This window comes from Streptomyces lacaronensis (genome assembly GCF_047337785.1).
Classification (GTDB): Bacteria; Actinomycetota; Actinomycetes; order Streptomycetales; family Streptomycetaceae; genus Streptomyces; species Streptomyces lycopersici.
In genome coordinates, this window is sequence record NZ_JBLHDK010000003.1 from 5,973,868 (window position 1) to 5,990,147 (window position 16,280).

At 69.2% G+C, this 16,280-nt stretch carries 13 protein-coding genes; 6 read left to right on the forward strand and 7 right to left on the reverse strand.

All coding sequences use genetic code 11. The features are described 5' to 3' along the window. Positions 1 to 2: 2 nt before the first annotated feature. The 5 genes from ACMTAK_RS25925 (at position 3) to ACMTAK_RS25945 (ending at position 4,738) form a co-directional block, all read left to right on the forward strand. Positions 3 to 512, forward strand: coding sequence for a Jag family protein (locus ACMTAK_RS25925; RefSeq protein WP_020869968.1), 510 nt, complete (start codon positions 3 to 5; stop codon positions 510 to 512). 111 nt (positions 513 to 623) lie between these two features. Next, positions 624 to 1,337 carry a 16S rRNA (guanine(527)-N(7))-methyltransferase RsmG gene (gene rsmG, locus ACMTAK_RS25930; protein ID WP_413808422.1) on the forward strand — a complete coding sequence of 238 codons (714 nt, stop codon included), beginning with the start codon at positions 624 to 626 and terminating at the stop codon, positions 1,335 to 1,337. Between the two features lie 226 nt (positions 1,338 to 1,563). Then, a complete protein-coding gene (locus tag ACMTAK_RS25935; RefSeq protein WP_413812993.1) occupies positions 1,564 to 2,652 on the forward strand; it encodes a ParA family protein in 1,089 nt (362 codons plus the stop codon). Next, a complete protein-coding gene (locus tag ACMTAK_RS25940; RefSeq protein ID WP_413808423.1) occupies positions 2,649 to 3,794 on the forward strand; it encodes a ParB/RepB/Spo0J family partition protein in 1,146 nt (381 codons plus the stop codon). Before ACMTAK_RS25935 ends, ACMTAK_RS25940 begins: the two co-directional genes overlap by 4 nt. 326 nt (positions 3,795 to 4,120) lie before the next feature. Beyond that, on the forward strand, positions 4,121 to 4,738 hold the full coding sequence (locus ACMTAK_RS25945) for a GNAT family N-acetyltransferase (protein WP_413808424.1): 618 nt from the start codon (positions 4,121 to 4,123) through the stop codon (positions 4,736 to 4,738). A 75-nt stretch (positions 4,739 to 4,813) separates the two neighbouring features. Here ACMTAK_RS25945 and trxA read toward each other — a convergent pair whose 3' ends face one another. The 7 genes from trxA to ACMTAK_RS25980 form a co-directional block, all read right to left on the reverse strand. Continuing rightward, a complete protein-coding gene (gene trxA, locus ACMTAK_RS25950) occupies positions 4,814 to 5,143 on the reverse strand; it encodes a thioredoxin (RefSeq protein WP_014061966.1) in 330 nt (109 codons plus the stop codon). A gap of 42 nt (positions 5,144 to 5,185) precedes the next feature. Beyond that, complete coding sequence (trxB, locus tag ACMTAK_RS25955) at positions 5,186 to 6,136, reverse strand: thioredoxin-disulfide reductase (protein ID WP_413808425.1); 951 nt, start codon at positions 6,134 to 6,136, stop codon at positions 5,186 to 5,188. A 151-nt stretch (positions 6,137 to 6,287) separates the two neighbouring features. Next, positions 6,288 to 7,268 (reverse strand): anti-sigma factor, encoded by a 981-nt coding sequence (locus tag ACMTAK_RS25960; RefSeq protein ID WP_413808426.1) that lies wholly within the window; start codon positions 7,266 to 7,268, stop codon positions 6,288 to 6,290. Further along, complete coding sequence (gene sigM, locus ACMTAK_RS25965; RefSeq protein ID WP_413808427.1) at positions 7,265 to 7,954, reverse strand: RNA polymerase sigma factor SigM; 690 nt, start codon at positions 7,952 to 7,954, stop codon at positions 7,265 to 7,267. Before sigM ends, ACMTAK_RS25960 begins: the two co-directional genes overlap by 4 nt. A gap of 36 nt (positions 7,955 to 7,990) precedes the next feature. Then, a complete protein-coding gene (locus ACMTAK_RS25970) occupies positions 7,991 to 9,706 on the reverse strand; it encodes a protein kinase family protein (protein ID WP_413808428.1) in 1,716 nt (571 codons plus the stop codon). Positions 9,707 to 9,816: 110 nt separating this feature from the next. Next, complete coding sequence (gene murJ, locus ACMTAK_RS25975; protein ID WP_413808429.1) at positions 9,817 to 12,201, reverse strand: murein biosynthesis integral membrane protein MurJ; 2,385 nt, start codon at positions 12,199 to 12,201, stop codon at positions 9,817 to 9,819. Between the two features lie 48 nt (positions 12,202 to 12,249). Continuing rightward, positions 12,250 to 14,607: a DUF6049 family protein gene (locus ACMTAK_RS25980; protein WP_413808430.1), complete on the reverse strand. Its 2,358-nt coding sequence runs from the start codon at positions 14,605 to 14,607 to the stop codon at positions 12,250 to 12,252. Between the two features lie 179 nt (positions 14,608 to 14,786). On the opposite strand from ACMTAK_RS25980, the gene ACMTAK_RS25985 reads away from it, so the two are divergent. After that, entirely contained in the window at positions 14,787 to 16,277 is a 1,491-nt protein-coding gene (locus ACMTAK_RS25985; RefSeq protein ID WP_413808431.1) for a CCA tRNA nucleotidyltransferase, read from the forward strand. Positions 16,278 to 16,280: the final 3 nt, after the last annotated feature.

The window sequence follows — 16,280 nt, forward strand, 5'->3', positions numbered from 1 at the left end:
CCGTGACGGAAGGCACCACCCCGGCAGCCGAGGGTGTCGACACCCTGACCCGCCTTGAGCAGGAAGGGGAGATCGCGGCCGACTACCTCGAGGGGCTGCTGGACATCGCGGACCTCGACGGCGACATCGACATGGACGTCGAGGCCGATCGCGCAGCGGTGTCGATCATCAGCGATTCGACCAGCCGTGATCTGCAGAAGCTGGTCGGCCGCGATGGCGAGGTGCTGGAGGCCCTTCAGGAGCTGACCCGCCTCGCGGTGCACCGGGAGACCGGCGACCGCAGCCGGCTGATGCTTGACATCGCCGGTTACCGGGCCCGTAAGCGTGCCGAGCTGACCGAGCTGGGTACCAAGGCGGCCGAGGAGGCGAAGGGCACCGGGCAGCCGGTGAAGCTCAAGGCGATGACGCCCTTCGAGCGGAAGGTGGTGCACGACGCCGTGGCCGCCGCCGGGCTGCGCAGCGAGTCCGAGGGCGAGGAGCCTCAGCGCTGCGTGGTCGTGCTTCCGGTCTGAAGCGGTTCCGCCTCGTGATCCATACGGCCCCGTCTGCACGCAGACGGGGCCGAATCTTGTCAGCCTTACATCATCGTTCAGCAGAGTGTTCGGTACGGAAGGACGGTCCCCGTGACGGAAGCAGCGGAGCTCCCCCCGGCGCCCCCCGAGGCAAGGGACGTATTCGGTGACCGTTTTCCGGAGGCCGTCCGCTACGGCGAGCTGCTGGCTGATGTGGGAGTGACCCGCGGGCTGATCGGCCCACGTGAGGTGCCGCGGCTGTGGGAGCGGCATCTGCTGAACTGCGCCGTGCTCTCCGAAGTGGTGCCCGAGGGGGTCACCGTCTGCGATGTGGGCTCGGGGGCCGGGCTCCCCGGTATTCCGCTCGCACTGACCCGTCCCGATCTCCGGATCACGCTCCTGGAGCCCCTGCTGCGCCGGACGAACTTTCTGCGGGAAGTGGTGGAGCTGCTGGGGCTGGAGCATGTGACGGTGGTGCGCGGTCGCGCCGAGGAGGTCCTTGGGAAGCTGACCCCGATGCATGTGGTGACGGCTCGGGCGGTGGCCCCGCTGGACCGGCTGGCCGGCTGGGGGGTACCGCTGCTGCGCCCGTACGGCCAGATGCTGCTGCTGAAGGGCGACACCGCCGAGGAGGAGCTGAAGCAGGCCCGGGCCGCGCTGGGCAAGCTGGGCGTGGTGGGGACCTCGGTGCTGCATGTCGGTGAGGGAGTGGTGGACCCGCCGTCCACGGTGGTGCGGGTCGAGGTCGGGGAGAGTCCCGGGGGTGTGCGCTTTGCGGCGAAGCGGGCCAAGGCGGCTCGGCGGTCGCCGCGCCGTCGGCCCTGAATCAGGGGCATTGCTCCATACAAGCTGGCAAAACTACGCATACCGGAGTGTCGCGACCCATCGACGAGTCCTCCCGTGCATCGTGTTTCACGTGAAACGTCGCTCCCTGCTGCATGGAATCATCAGTCGCGGTCGCGCGGCGGCTTTGCCCCGCGACCGCCGACCCCGTAGGAACGTGGATTCATCCACAGGAGAACAGGCCTCGCTGGTTCACAACCCCAAAAGCATGGCAGGCTCTGCTTATTGCGAGCCTGATGTCGAGGAGAGTGAATCCTTGCGGTCCGACGCCAACATCGCGGGGCCGATGACCGATCCGGTCCCCGGCCCCCGTACCGAATCGCCGGGGGAGGATGTTTCACGTGAAACGCCGCCTCCGATGGACGACACCCCTATTGGCCGTGCCGCTCAGCTGGCCGTCGAAGCCCTGGGCCGCGCCGGTGAAGGGTTGCCCAGGCCGGAGCAGACCCGGGTGATGGTGGTCGCCAATCAGAAGGGCGGGGTCGGGAAGACCACGACCACGGTCAATCTGGCCGCCTCGCTCGCCCTGCACGGTGGTCGTGTGCTGGTGATCGATCTCGACCCACAGGGCAATGCCTCGACGGCGCTGGGGATCGACCACCATGCCGAGGTTCCATCGATCTATGACGTGCTGGTCGACAGCAAGCCGTTGTCCGATGTGGTGCAGCCGGTCCCGGACGTGGAGGGCCTCTTCTGCGCTCCGGCCACGATTGATCTCGCCGGTGCCGAGATCGAGCTGGTCTCCCTGGTGGCCAGGGAGAGCCGGCTTGAGCGGGCCATCGAGGCATACGAGCAGCCGCTGGACTACATCCTGATCGACTGTCCGCCCTCGCTGGGCCTGCTGACGGTCAATGCGCTGGTGGCCGGCGCGGAAGTGCTGATCCCGATCCAGTGCGAGTACTACGCACTGGAGGGGCTGGGGCAGCTGCTGCGGAATGTGGATCTGGTGCGGGGCCATCTCAACCCCAAGCTCCATGTCTCGACGATCCTTCTCACCATGTACGACGGTCGCACCCGGCTGGCCTCCCAGGTCGCCGACGAGGTGCGGAGCCACTTCGGCGGTGAGGTGCTCCGGACGAGCATTCCCCGATCGGTGCGCATCTCCGAGGCCCCCAGTTATGGGCAGACCGTCCTCACCTATGACCCGGGGTCGAGCGGGGCGCTCTCCTATCTGGAGGCGGCCCGCGAGATCGCCCTCAGAGGTGTTGGCGTGCACTACGAAGCCCCGCACGCCCATGCCTTGCCCGAGCTCAGCCAGCACGACCAGCACAGCAGCATGCAGGAGGGGATTCAGTGAGTGAGCGACGCAGAGGACTGGGCCGTGGGCTCGGTGCCCTGATCCCTCCCGCGCCGAAGGGGGCGGACAATGCCGCGTCCTCGGCGGGGGCGGGAACGGTCACGACGACCGGGGCCACCACCTCACCTACCGCGGTCCCGGTGCTCACCCAGGAGCGCGGAGTGGCGGCGGCCAAGGTGGCCGGACTGGCCACGCACACCGTTCCACAGGAAACCGAGCCCGCGCCACGGGAGCAGGAGCCCGAGGCCGTCGCCCCGGAGGCGATGCCGGAGGAGGTGGCCGGGGCTCACTTCGCCGAGCTGCCGCTGGACTTCATCACCCCCAACCCGCGGCAGCCCCGTGAGGTTTTCGACGAGGACGCGCTGGCCGAACTGGTCACCTCGATCCAGGAGGTCGGTCTCCTCCAGCCCGTCGTCGTACGACAGTTGGCGCCGGAGCGCTATGAGCTCATCATGGGCGAGCGCCGCTGGCGGGCCTGTCGTGAGGCCGGGCTGGAGAAGATCCCCGCGATCGTCCGGGCCACCGATGATGAGAAGCTCCTCCTGGACGCGCTGCTGGAGAACCTCCACCGGGCCCAGCTGAATCCGCTGGAAGAGGCGGCGGCGTACGACCAGCTGCTGAAGGACTTCAACTGCACGCATGACGAGCTGGCCGACCGTATCGGACGCTCGCGTCCGCAGGTCTCCAATACGCTGCGGCTGCTGAAGCTCTCCCCGTCCGTCCAGCGCAGGGTGGCCGCCGGGGTTCTCTCCGCGGGCCATGCCCGGGCACTGCTCTCCGTGGACGACCCGGAGGAGCAGGACCGGCTGGCCCATCGCATCGTCGCCGAGGGGCTCTCGGTGCGTGCGGTGGAGGAGATCGTCACCCTGATGGGGTCGCGCTCGGGGGGTACGACCAAGCCCAAGAGCCCGAGGGCGGGTGCGCGGGTGTCCCCCGCGCTCACGGATCTGGCCTCACGTCTCTCCGATCGGTTCGAGACGCGGGTGAAGGTCGACCTCGGTCAGAAGAAGGGAAAGATCGTCGTCGAGTTCGCCTCAATAGAGGATCTCGAGCGGATCCTCGGCACGCTGGCCCCTGGCGAGGGGCCGGTGCTGGAGCAGCCGCTCTCCTCCGAGGACGGAGCGGCGGACGAGGACGAGTGAGGCGCCGCCCGTGCGGTTCATGCCGTACGGAAGGGCAGCGCGGGGCGGGTCGCGTTCCGACATGGTCGGCACGCGACCCGCTGTTTGCCCAAGGGCGGTATCGGTGCAATCTCGGCACGGATACGATGCGGTCAGGTAGGACGGATCCATGTGGAGGCGCCGCATGTGGAGGGCAGGGCCATGCGATCGGTGAGCCGCACCGGACTGTTGGCCACAGGATTGGGCCTGGGAGCTGTCGGCGGTTTCGTCGGCAGTCTGCTCAGGGAGCGTAGTGCGCTGTCAGCCGCGCGTGGCGCGGCTGGCCACGGAAGTGAAGGACTGGCTTCATGGGGCGTCGGCTCGTACCGCTCACGCTGGACAACCTCCCGGACCTCCCCAAGCGCTGCCGCGCCTGTGTCTTCTGGGAGCTCGATCCGGTCAGCGGCGAAGCAGCCGTAAGGGCCGGCCGGCCGGAGCTGGAGAAAGAGGCATGGATCTCCGCCGTGCTGCTGGAGTGGGGATCCTGTGGCCGGGTGGTCTATGTCGATGAGGTCCCGGTGGGCTTTGTGCTGTACGCGCCTCCGGCGTATGTACCGCGCTCCACGGCCTTCCCGACGAGTCCGGTCGCGGCGGATGCCGTCCAGCTGATGACGGCATGGCTGATGCCCGGATACCAGGGGCAGGGGCTGGGCCGGGTGATGGTGCAGACCGTCGCCAAGGATCTGATCCGCCGGGGCTTCAAGGCGGTGGAGGCGTTCGGGGACGCCACGTGGAAGGAACCGGCGTGTGTGCTGCCCGCCGATCATCTGCTGGCCGTGGGCTTCAAGACCGTACGGCCGCATCCGCGCTACCCCCGGCTGAGGCTGGAGCTGAGGACGACGATCTCCTGGAAGGAGGATGTCGAGCTGGCGCTCGACCGGCTGCTCGGCGCCGTCCAGAAGGAGCCGGCGCTTCGGCCGCTGTAGCGGGTTCCACGTGAAACACGAAGGGGCTGCCCCGATGGGCAGCCCCTTCGTGTATGAGGGCGACGCGTGGTGCGCTCAGCCGATGAAGTCGGCTAGGTCGCGCTCGATGGCGGCCTTGGGCTTGGCGCCGACGATGGTCTTGGCGACCTCGCCGCCCTGGTAGACATTGAGCGTCGGGATGGACATCACGCCGTACTTGGCGGCGGTCGCCGGGTTCTCGTCGATGTTGAGCTTGGCGATAACGATCTTGTCGGGGTGCTCGGCCGCGATGGCCTCCAGGGAGGGGGCGATCTGGCGGCACGGACCGCACCAGGCGGCCCAGAAATCGACGAGTACCGGCTTGTCGCTCTTGAGGACCTTCTCCTCGAAGTCGGCGTCCGTCACGGTGACCGTGGCACCGGCCATGGCAATCTCCTTAGTGAGTTGGTGCAGAGGTGGGAAGCGGAGTCAGACGGTGGCGTCGCCCTCGCCCAGCGAGGCGAGGTACCGCTCGGCGTCCAGTGCCGCCGAGCAACCGGTGCCGGCCGCGGTGATCGCCTGACGGTAGGTGTGGTCCACGACATCGCCGGCGGCGAAGACGCCGGGCAGGTTGGTCCGGGTGGTGGGCGCGTCCACCTTCAGGTACCCGTCGTCGTCCAGGCCCAGCTGGCCCTTGAACAGCTCGGTGCGCGGGTCGTGGCCGATCGCGATGAACAGTCCGGTGACCGGCAGCTCGGAGGTCTCGTCCTTCTTGACGTCGCGGATCGTGAGACCGGAGAGCTTGCCGTCTCCGTGGATCTCCTCGACCACGCTGTCCCAGATGAACGAGATCTTCGGGTCGGCGAAGGCCCGCTCCTGCATCGCCTTGCTGGCGCGCAGGGTGTCCCGGCGGTGGACCACCGTGACCGACTTGGCGAACCGCGACAGGAAGGTCGCCTCCTCCAGGGCCGTGTCACCGCCGCCGATGACGGCGATGTCCTGGTCCTTGAAGAAGAACCCGTCACAGGTGGCACACCAGGAGACACCGCGGCCGGAGAGCTCGTCCTCGCGCGGCAGACCCAGCTTGCGGTGCTGAGAGCCGGTGGCCACGATGACGGTCTTGGCGCGGTGGACGGTACCGGCGGAGTCGGTGACGGTCTTGATCTGCTCACTGAGGTCGACCGCGGCCACGTCGTCCGGAACGAGCTCGGCGCCGAAGCGCTCGGCCTGGGCCCGCATGTTGTCCATCAGGTCGGGGCCCATGATCCCATCCCGGAAGCCCGGGAAGTTCTCCACATCGGTGGTGTTCATCAGGGCGCCACCCGCGGTCACGGAGCCTTCGAAGACCAGTGGCTTCAAGGAAGCGCGGGCGGTGTAGAGCGCGGCCGTATAGCCCGCGGGCCCGGAACCGATGATGATCACGTTGCGGACGTCGCTCACGGATGTCTTCCTTGTCTCTGCCGACTGCCGGACTGCTGACTGGGCGGGCGGCTCCGGGTCTCCCGGAATTCCGCTGCCATCCCACCCAACGGATCCTACGGGTCAGGCATTCCCGAGCGCTGTCAGGCAGGGCCCCGGTGTGCGGTGTGCCTCAGCGCCGCGGGTAGGTCCGGGTCACCAGGAGCTCCCCGGGAGTCGTCGGGGACGCCGAGACGCAGGACGCGTCGATCACAAAGGCATCGACGCGCGAGCTGTCGGAGGGGTGCGGGAGGACGACGATATAGGCGCTCTGGCCGTCGTAGGTGTCCTGCTGTGCCGCGAGAGCCGGCTCCTTGCGGCCGGTGCCGCTCTGTACGCAGGAGGGCACCTCAGGGTCGTCATCGGCGCGCAGCGGGACATCGGGTGAGTTGCCCTGCCCGGTGACGCCGTTCGACGCGGTGGACTTCCGGTCGGCGAGCAGCTCGTGCACGCGGTCCTTGAGTGTGCCCGAGGAGAGGGTGGACTGCCCTGTGGAGCTCTGGCTGGCGTGCGTCTGGGCGTCGCTGTCGCCGTGATCGCCGGAGGAGCCGCTCTGGAGGAAGAAGGATCCGATGCCGATCACCGCGGCGGCGCATGCGCCGCCGAGGACGGCCTTGCGCCAGCGGCGGGCGCGGCCGGGGCGGGTGCCGGGTCCGGCGGTTCCCCGCCCAGGACCGGTGGCCCCACGCGGGCGTCCGGCAGGCCGGTCCGCCGCGATGGACGGCTTGGCCGTGGGCTCCACGGTGTCGGAGTCGGAGTCGCTGGAGGCGCCATCGGCCGTTTCACGTGAAACAGGCGGGTGCGCGGCGTCCGGATCCGGGGTTTCACGTGAAACATCGGCCACGCGCTCGGGGGTGGTCGCGTCGAGAAGCGCTTCGGCGGCCAGCGCCGCGTCGATGCGGCCCGCGATATCGGCGGGCATCCGCACCGGCCCGGGGAGAGTCCCGAGCAGGGAGCGGATCTCGTCCAGAGACTCCCATACGTCCGCACACAGCACGCAGCTCGTGAGGTGAGTGCGCACATCGACGGCGCGGGACGGAGAGAGCAGACCCTCGGTGAGTGCGGAGATCTCCGCGACTTCAGGGTGCTCTTCCGTGTCCGTCGAGGATGTCACGCTCGCCCACCTCCGCCCTTCACGGCATCTGTGTCGTTCGGTCCTGCCGTCGGTGGGACGGACGTCCCCTGCGTCCGGTTCCTTCCCATGCTCGAGGGTGAGCTATCCCTCCCACTGGGGTGGAGATGTGAGAGGAGGGGCAGCAGTCGTGCGCGGCCCCGGGCGCAGCGGCTCTTCACGGTGCCGGTGGGAACGTCCAGTACCTTCGCTGCCTCCGCGACGGGGTAGCCCTGCATATCGACCAGCACCAGGGCCGCGCGCTGCTCGGGAGGGAGGGTGCGCAGCGCCTGGAGCAGTTCGCGGTGGAGGTCACCGCGCTCGGCGGGCGCGGCGGCCGACTCATGGGGTTCCAGAAGTTGCTCGAGCCGCTCGGTGTCGTCGACGGGGGAGGTGCGACGGGAGGCGGCCTTGCGGGCCCGGTCCAGACAGGCATTGACCGTGATGCGATGCAGCCAGGTGGTCACGGCGGACTGGCCCCGGAACGTGTGGGCGGCGCGATAGGCGGAGACGAGCGCGTCCTGGACCGCGTCGGCCGCTTCCTCGCGGTCGCCGAGGGTGCGCAGCGCCACCGCCCAGAGTCTGTCGCGGTGGCGCCGCACTATTTCGCTGAAGGCGTCCGGGTCGCCGTCGACGTGCCGGGTGAGGAGCTCCCCGTCGCTCGCTCCGCCGATGGTGGCGTCGTCCAACGTTGAGCCCCTCCCCTCTCGGCCGACCGTAGAGGGTCAGCCCTTGACCTTGATCTCCGAGATGCCGCCACGGTAGCGATCGGGGGTGCTGGCCGGAAGCTCCGTGATGTGGACCAGGACGTATCGCGTCCGTACCGGCTTGTCGAGAACGGTGGACAGCTTCTTCCCGACGCTCTTCAGATCGGTGAGGTGCTTGGAGAAGGCGCTGAGTGAGGTGGGGTCGGAGGCGGAGGGATCGGCGGCGAGGACTTCCACCTTCTGGCCGGCGCGGTAGAAGTCGATGTCGAGGCTCGAGACGCTTTTGGCGCTGCCGAGGTCGACGATAATGCCGCTGCCCTGCTTGCGCCCGGGCAGATTACCGAAGTTCGGGTAGTTGTAGAACAACTTGGTCACCCAGGCGGTGTCCGTATCGCCGTCGACGGCGCCATCGACCTTGTCCGGGGCGAAGGGCGCGTCCAGCGGCGAGAACTCCGTGGCGCTCTCGATGCTGAGCGGCTTGCCCACGGGCTTCAGGCCCTTGCCGTCGTCCTTCTCACCGGTGGACTTGCCCGGGCTGGACTTGTTCTCCTCCTTGAGGAGGGTGTCCGCGAGCTGCCAGCTGCCGAGGCCGAGAGCGGCGATCAGAAGGGCGGAGACGGTCCACTTGAGGGCCTTGCCCGTGCGGCTCTGCAACGGCGGCGGAGGCGGCACGGGAGCGGCCGGACGGGCCGGGTGCGCGGTGCCGCCGCGGTTCGGCTGCTGGCCGTACACACCCTGTTGGTACGTGGTGCGCTGGTACGCCTGGGAGGGGGTGAAGGCGGGCTCCGGCGGCCGGATGCGCGGCGTCGCCGCGACGGCCTTGGCCAGCTCCTCGGGGGTGGTGCAGGGCTGGTCCTGACGGGAGGCGGTGGCCCCGTCGTTGACCAGCGCGCGCATCGCGAGCTCGGACAGACCGCGGTGCACTCCGGCACGGACCTGGTCGGGGGCGATCAGGCCCACGCCCTTGGGCAGCCCGGAGAGGCCGTAGGCGTCGGCCTCGTACGGCCAGCGCTGAGTGAGCGCCGCGTACAACAGCGCGCCGATCGCCTCGGTGTCGGTGCGCTGGGGGTGGTCGACGCTGATACCACGCAGGGCGGCCATGACGGCCAGTCCGCGGATACGGTACTGACCGGACTCGGTGCGCAGTACGGAGCCGGGGTTCAGTCGCAGATGGGCCAGGCTCTCGCGGTGGGCGGCGGCCATGGCCTGGGAGACCTGGCTGACCAGTTGGTACGCGTCGTGTGGCTCGAGCGGCCCGGCGGCCAGCACGGCGGTGAGCTCGGTGGCGTCGGGAAGCCACTCATGGACGACATAGACGAGATCGTTCTCCTCGACGGCGTCGAGGACCTGGACGAAGCGGGGATCGCCCAGCAGGGCCGCCGAACGGGCGGCGGCGAGCACCGACCTGGCGCGCGGATGGTCCGCGGGCACGACATGCACCCCGACGGCACGCCGCAGTTTCTCGTCCACGGCACGCCAACTGCTGAATCCGTCCAGACGGGTGACGCACTCCTCCAGACGGTAGCGTCTGGCCAGCTTGTGACCGCTGTGCAGTTCGAGCGGGTTCGCTTCGGCCGCGGCGCCCGTATCGTCGGCGACCGCGGCCTCTGTCCCCTTGCCGACCTTCTGTTTCGTCCCCGCCCCGTCGGCCGTGGCCTTACCCGCCTCGGCGGTCAGCGGCTCCTCTCCACCGCTGTCGGCCACGTCGACGGCAGCCGTGCTCCGTTCCGCCACCGTCGTTCCTGCCTCCCCATCCGTTGCGCCTACTCCGAGCCAAGACAATTGTGCCCACAGTCCGCCGCTATGCACGACACACGGTGGCGGACGATGGTTGTGCTCAATGATCAGCGTCCGAGTCGTCCGCGCACCATACCGACCATGGCCGTCAGCTCATCAACGCGCATCCGTTTCGCAGCAATGTAGAAGACCGCGATAAGAACGAGACCGCCGCCCAGCAAAGCCGCTACGGAGCCGACGACGCCCATTCCGAGGGTCTGCATGATCGTGTAGGCCGACCCGCCGCCCAGGAGGGCGGCGGGGATGCTGGCGCCGACGAGGCGGGTGTAGGTGCGCACGACGCGGGGGCCGTCCAGATCGCCGCCCAGCCGGTTGCGCAGCCGCTTCCAGGCCACACCCACGCCGATGGCGTAGGCCAGGCCGTAGGCGGCCGCCATGCCGGCGACGGCCCAGCGGGCGGGGAGCAGGAGATAGGCGAGTCCGGATCCGGCGGCGTTGACGGCGGCGATGATCACCGTGTTGTAGAAGGGGGTGCGGGTGTCCTCGTATGCGTAGAAGCCGCGGAGGACGACGTACTGCACGGAGAAGGGGATCAGCCCCAGGCTGAACGCCATGAGGATGTAGCCCATGGAGACGGCCGCATCGGTGCCGGAGGCGCCGAACAGCAGCGTGCACATGGGGATGCCCAGGGCGATGAAGCCGAAGGCGAGCGGGACGATGGCGACCGCGGACGTGCGCAGGCCCTGCGAGATGTCGTCGCGGACCGCTCCGGAGTCCCCGTCGTGGGCCGCCCGGGAGATCCGGGGCAGCAGCGAGGCCATGACGGAGACGGTGATGATCGCCTGCGGCATGCCCCAGATGAGCTGGGCGCTGGAGTAGCCGACGAAGCTCATGCCGGGCGCGTTCTGGTTCTCGGCCTCGGCACCGGCCGCGGTGGACAGCTGGGTCACGACCAGCACGCCCGCCTGGTTGGCGAGCACGAACAGGACTGTCCACTTGGCCAGCTTGGCGGCCTTGCCGAGGCCGTGGCCGCGCCAGTCGAAGCGCGGCCGGAAGCGGAAGCCGGTGGCACGCAGGTAGGGGAACATCGCCAGGGACTGGACGACGAGCCCCAGCAGGGTGCCCATGCCCAGCAGCCGGATGCCTTCGGCGGTGATGGTCGTGGTGTCCATCTTGGAGCTGCCGGCGGTGCCGAACACCCAGATGAACAGGCCGAAGGTGAAGATTATGACGATGTTGTTCAGGACGGGGGTCCACATCATCGCCCCGAACCGGCCCCGGGCATTGAGGATTTGGCCGACCACCACGTGAATGCCCATGAAGAAGATGGTGGGCAGGCAGTAGCGGGCGAAGGTGACCGCGACCTCGTTGTCGGCGGGGTTGTCCGCGATGGTCGGCGACATCACGCGGATCAGCACCGGCGCGGCGAGCACGGTCACCGCGACCAGGAGGCCGAGTACCACCATCACCAGGGTGAGCAGCCGGTTGGCGAATGCCTCGCCGCCGTCGTCGTCCTCCTTCATCGCGCGCACGAGCTGCGGGACGAACACGGAGTTCAGACCGCCGCCGATGGTGAGGATGTAGACCATCGTCGGCAGCGTGTAGGCGAGGGCGTAGGTGGAGCCGAGGGTGGCCGCGCCCAGGCCCGCGAGGACCACCATCTGCCGGACGAAGCCGGTGAGCCGGGAGACCAGGGTGCCCGCGGCCATCAGCGCGCTGGACTGAAGCACGCTGGACGTGCGGCCCTTACTCGCTGAGGGCTTCTTCGCCTCGGGCTCGGTCGCGGGGGCGGTCACCACCGGGGCGGCCACCGTGGGGGCGGCGGCCGTCGCGCCGGTGGGCTCGGATCTGGGCGGTCCGGGGAACGGCGCCTGCCCCTGAGCGGGCGCCTGGCCCTGGGGGTAGCCCTCCGCGCCCTGTGGGTAGCCCTGGCCCTGGCCGGGCCGGGGGTCATAGGGCTGCTGATCCCGGTAGAGGTGCGCGAAGGCGTCCCGCTGCGGCTGCTCCCCCGCGCCGTAGCCGCCGTCGGCCCCCGGATAGCCCTGGCCCGCCTGATCGGCGGTGTACGGCTGCTGTACGGCGCCCTGGTGGCCGGCGGTGGCCTCGGGGGACCAGGCGCGCGGGTCGGGACCCTGCGGCGTGGGCGGCTGCTGGTAGTACTGCTGCTGCTGGTAGCCGTCCTGCTGCGGTGCGTGGGAGGAGCGCCGGTCGTACAGGGGGTCCGTCAGCGGATCGTGGGCGTACCGATCCTGCGTCGGATACGGGTAGGGCGTGAAGCTGCCCGTCGCGTACGAGTCGTCCAGGTACGGATCCGGTGCGTAGTACTGCTGCTGGCCGTACGACTGGCGCGGATCGGCCGGGGGCGCTTGGTGGGCGTCGCCCAGATACGGATCCCGTTGGTGCGGTTCCTGTCCGTAAGGGTCGTGGGGGCCGTGAGGGGACGGCTGTGGCGGCGGTGGCACTCGGCCATCACCGTCATACGGCGCGTTCATCGCTACCCCACCTCATCGTCCACTGCGGCCCACCGGCCCCGGCATTGCTCAATGGTCCACTTTCTCACCCGAGCCGGACGGGCCAGCGCTTTGCGATCCGGTGTCCGACGCCGGGTCACTCGGCTGCTCGGGCACGAGGGCGTGTGCGGGGTCACACCGGTCGGTCTCCGGGGCCTCGCTGCCGTCCTCATCCTGCCCGTGCGCCTCCTCGGCGTCTTCCCCGTCCCCGCCGTCCTCATCACTCCTGGCGGCCGCGCGCTTGCGCTGCACATAGATCCGGACACCGGCGAGGACCAGCAGCAGCACACCGCCGGCGATCACGAGAATCACGGTGGACGTGATTTCGGTGACATTCACCTCGAACCGCATCTCGTCGCCGTACGGCTGTCCGTCCGGGGTGTAGAGCTGGGCCGAGACCCACACCGGGCCGTTCGCGTTGGCCGTGGTCCCGAACTTCACGGACTGGCTGTGGCCGCCCTCCACATTGACCAGCTGGGGATCGCTGATCGCCAGCCGGTTGCCCTGCTGGGAGCGGAGGACGAGCCGCAGATCGACGCTTTGCACCAGGTTGTTCTGCACGGTCACCGGGACGGTAGCGCTGCGCCCGGAGAGGGTCATGTTCGTCTTCGGGACCAGGCGCACCTTCTTGGTGAGCCCGGAGAGATAGGTCTGCACATCGTGCCGGAAGCCGGTCGCGTTCTGCGCCTCGCTGCGCCACGAGGTCGACATCTCGCGCCTGATCGCGTTCCCGAAGGGGGTGACCACGCGGTATTCGGCGGTCAGGATCGGCTCGAAATTGTCCAGGGTCTTCTGGGTCTCCTGGATCCGGTCGAACGCCTCGGTGGGCAGCTCCCGCGCGCGCAGCGACCGGGGGTAGGAGCGGGTGCTCGGCACCCGCTGGGTGGCGCTCGGGTCGGGCTTGGCCTTCGCGGCCTGCCCCAGGCTCAGCGGCTGCGTCCACTGCCCGGAGAGGCCCTCCATGGCCGCCGCCATCGCCTGCGCCTGGCTGGTGGTGGGCGTCCGCTGGGGGGCGACCACGATGCTGCGCTGCCTGTCCGGCGCCTGGAGGTTGATCATCTGGCTCTGGGCCAGGAACCGCTGGATGGCGAGGGTGGAGTTCTCCGCCTTGGACATGTCGCCGGTGAAGGCCGTCGACAGCCGCGCGTCGGCGACCACCGCCGTATTGCCGCCGCCGATCTGGCGGGCCGCGGTCGGGGTGTAGGAGAGCCCGCCGGTCTCGCGCAGGCTGTCGCTGCGGGCGATCACGTTGTGGGCGCCCGCGGAGGTGGCGACGTCCACGATGGAGGAGTCGACCGCTCCCTCGACGGGCCAGGCGAAGTCCGTGCGCGGCCGCGCCCCGAGGATGGTCTCCACGGTCGTCGAGGCGAGCTCGGTGGAGCCCTGGAGGTGGCTGAGGGCGCCGGTGACGTTCTTACCGCGGTGGGCGAGCGAGGCGAGGTCGGGGTCGGCGAACGGCAGCGCGACCACCTGCTTGCCGTCCACGGCCTTCTGGAGGGCGTCCAGCCACTGCTTGGCGACGGTCTGGCCGCGGCCCGCCCTGGTCCCGTTGCCCGAAGGGTTCTGGACCTCGTACTTCTTGGTCATCGCGTCGACCGTGGCGAGCAGGTCGGGGTCGACCACCCAGGTGATGGGGAGGTTCTTCCCCAGGGCGACCATCTGCTGCAGCCGGCCGCCCGGGGCCAGCTCCTTGACCAGGCGGTCGTCCCGGAAGATCGGGGTGCGGTCCTCGTCGTTGTCCGTGCGGGCGGTCACATGGGTGGCGGAGATCAGCGGCCACAGATAGGTGAGCTGGGACTTCTTCTGGGACGGGCCCGACTGCCAGGGCAGGAAGGTCCGCTCGATGCCCAGCACCTGCGGCCAAGGCTGACGGGAGGTGCCACCGGTGAGCGAGACGCCGAGCTGATAGACGCCGTCCTCCCCCAGATGCAACTGATCCACCGGTATGGAGAGGGAGAAGTCACGGCTGATGCCGGCCGCCAGCTTGCCGATCTTCTTGGCGTATTTGCCGTCGATCTCGGTGCCGTCGAGCCCCTCCGTATAGCCGGTGCGGTGGGCCGTGGTGTCGATCGCGCTGCGGCCGTTCATGGTCGGGCCGACGCGGAGGCCCACCCGGGCGTCCGAGACCGTGCCCTTGGTGTCGTTGGTGACGGTGCCGCTGACGGTGAGGGTGTCGCTCTTCTTCGGCGCGGTGGGGGTCAGTGAGGTGATGGAGACGTCCACCGATCGCGAGCCCGTGGCCTTGCTCTCGGCGTGGGCGGCGGGTGCCGCCGGAATCTGTGCCAGGCCCGCGAGCATCGGCGCCGCGGCCAGCAGGGCCGCCGTGCGCCGCAACCATCGCCGGGCACGAGCGGAAGTTGTCCCCCGGAGGTCTGCCGCATCGGCCACGCGCTCGCCCGTCCCTTGTCGTCAGTAGGTCGTCAGTGGTCGTCGCAATGTGCGTCCACGAAATGGTAACGATGCCCGCTGTGACGAAGTGCTGTGGACGGCTCCACAAGATCGTTACGCAGTGGTGGCCCCGTCGGGGTGGAGTATCGGGGGCGCACGGCCACGTACCCTGTTCTGTTGTGCCGAACGCCAACAATGACAGCCGATCCCCGCAGTCGACCAACGAGCTCAGCCAGGTGCAGCGCCGCGCCGTGGGCGAGCTCCTGCGGGTCTCTCCCGTTGCCGACGATCTTGCCCGTCGTTTCCAGCAGGCGGGTTTCCGCCTGGCCCTGGTCGGCGGCTCGGTACGGGACGCGCTGCTCGGCCGGCTCGGTAACGATCTGGATTTCACGACGGACGCACGGCCGGACGAGGTACTGAAGATCGTACGGCCCTGGGCGGACGCGGTCTGGGACGTCGGCATCGCCTTCGGCACGGTCGGCTGCCGAAAGGGCATGTCGCCAGAAAGCGGGTCGGACCAGGGCTTCCAGATCGAAATCACGACTTATCGGTCAGAAGCCTATGACCGGACGTCTCGGAAGCCCGAGGTGTCCTACGGCGACTCCATCGAGGAGGATCTGGTCCGTCGGGACTTCACGGTCAACGCGATGGCGGTGGCGCTGCCGCAGAAGGAGTTCATCGACCCGCACCGCGGTCTGGAGGATCTCGCCGCCCGCGTGCTGCGCACTCCGGGGACGCCCGAGGAGTCCTTCTCCGACGATCCGCTGCGGATGATGCGTGCCGCGCGCTTCGCCGCGCAGCTGGACTTCGAGGTGGCCCCCGAGGTCGTCGCCGCGATGACGGCGATGGCCGAGCGCATCGACATCGTCTCGGCGGAGCGGGTGCGTGATGAGCTCAACAAGCTCGTCCTGGCCGATCACCCCCGCAAGGGGCTGCGCCTGCTGGTGGAGACCGGGCTCGCCGACCGCGTCCTGCCGGAGCTTCCGGCGCTGCGCCTGGAGCGCGATGAGCACCACCGCCACAAGGATGTCTACGAGCACTCGCTGACGGTGCTGGACCAGGCCATCGACCTGGAGGCCGAGGGCCCCGATCTCACGCTGCGGCTGGCCGCGCTGCTGCATGACATCGGCAAGCCCAAGACGCGCCGCTTCGAGAAGGACGGCCGGGTCTCCTTCCATCACCACGAGGTGGTGGGGGCCAAGATGACCAAGTACCGGATGACGAGGCTCAAGTACTCCAATGAGCTGATCAAGGACGTCTCCCGCCTGGTCGAGCTGCATCTGCGCTTCCACGGCTATGGCACGGGTGAATGGACCGACTCCGCGGTCCGCCGCTATGTCCGTGACGCCGGGCCGCTGCTGGACCGGCTGCACAAGCTGACCCGCTCGGACTGCACCACGCGCAATCGGCGGAAGGCAACGGCGCTCTCACGTGCGTACGACGGTCTCGAGGAGCGCATCGCCCGGCTGCAGGAGCAGGAAGAACTGGATGCGATCCGCCCGGACCTGGATGGAAACGAGATCATGAAGATCCTCGGCATCCCCCCGGGGCCGCAGGTCGGCAAGGCGTACAAGCATTTGCTGGAGCTGCGGCTGGAGCACGGCCCCATGGAACGGGACGCCGCGATCTCCGCGCTCCAGGAGTGGTGGGAAGCCCAGCCGGAGGGCTGAGCT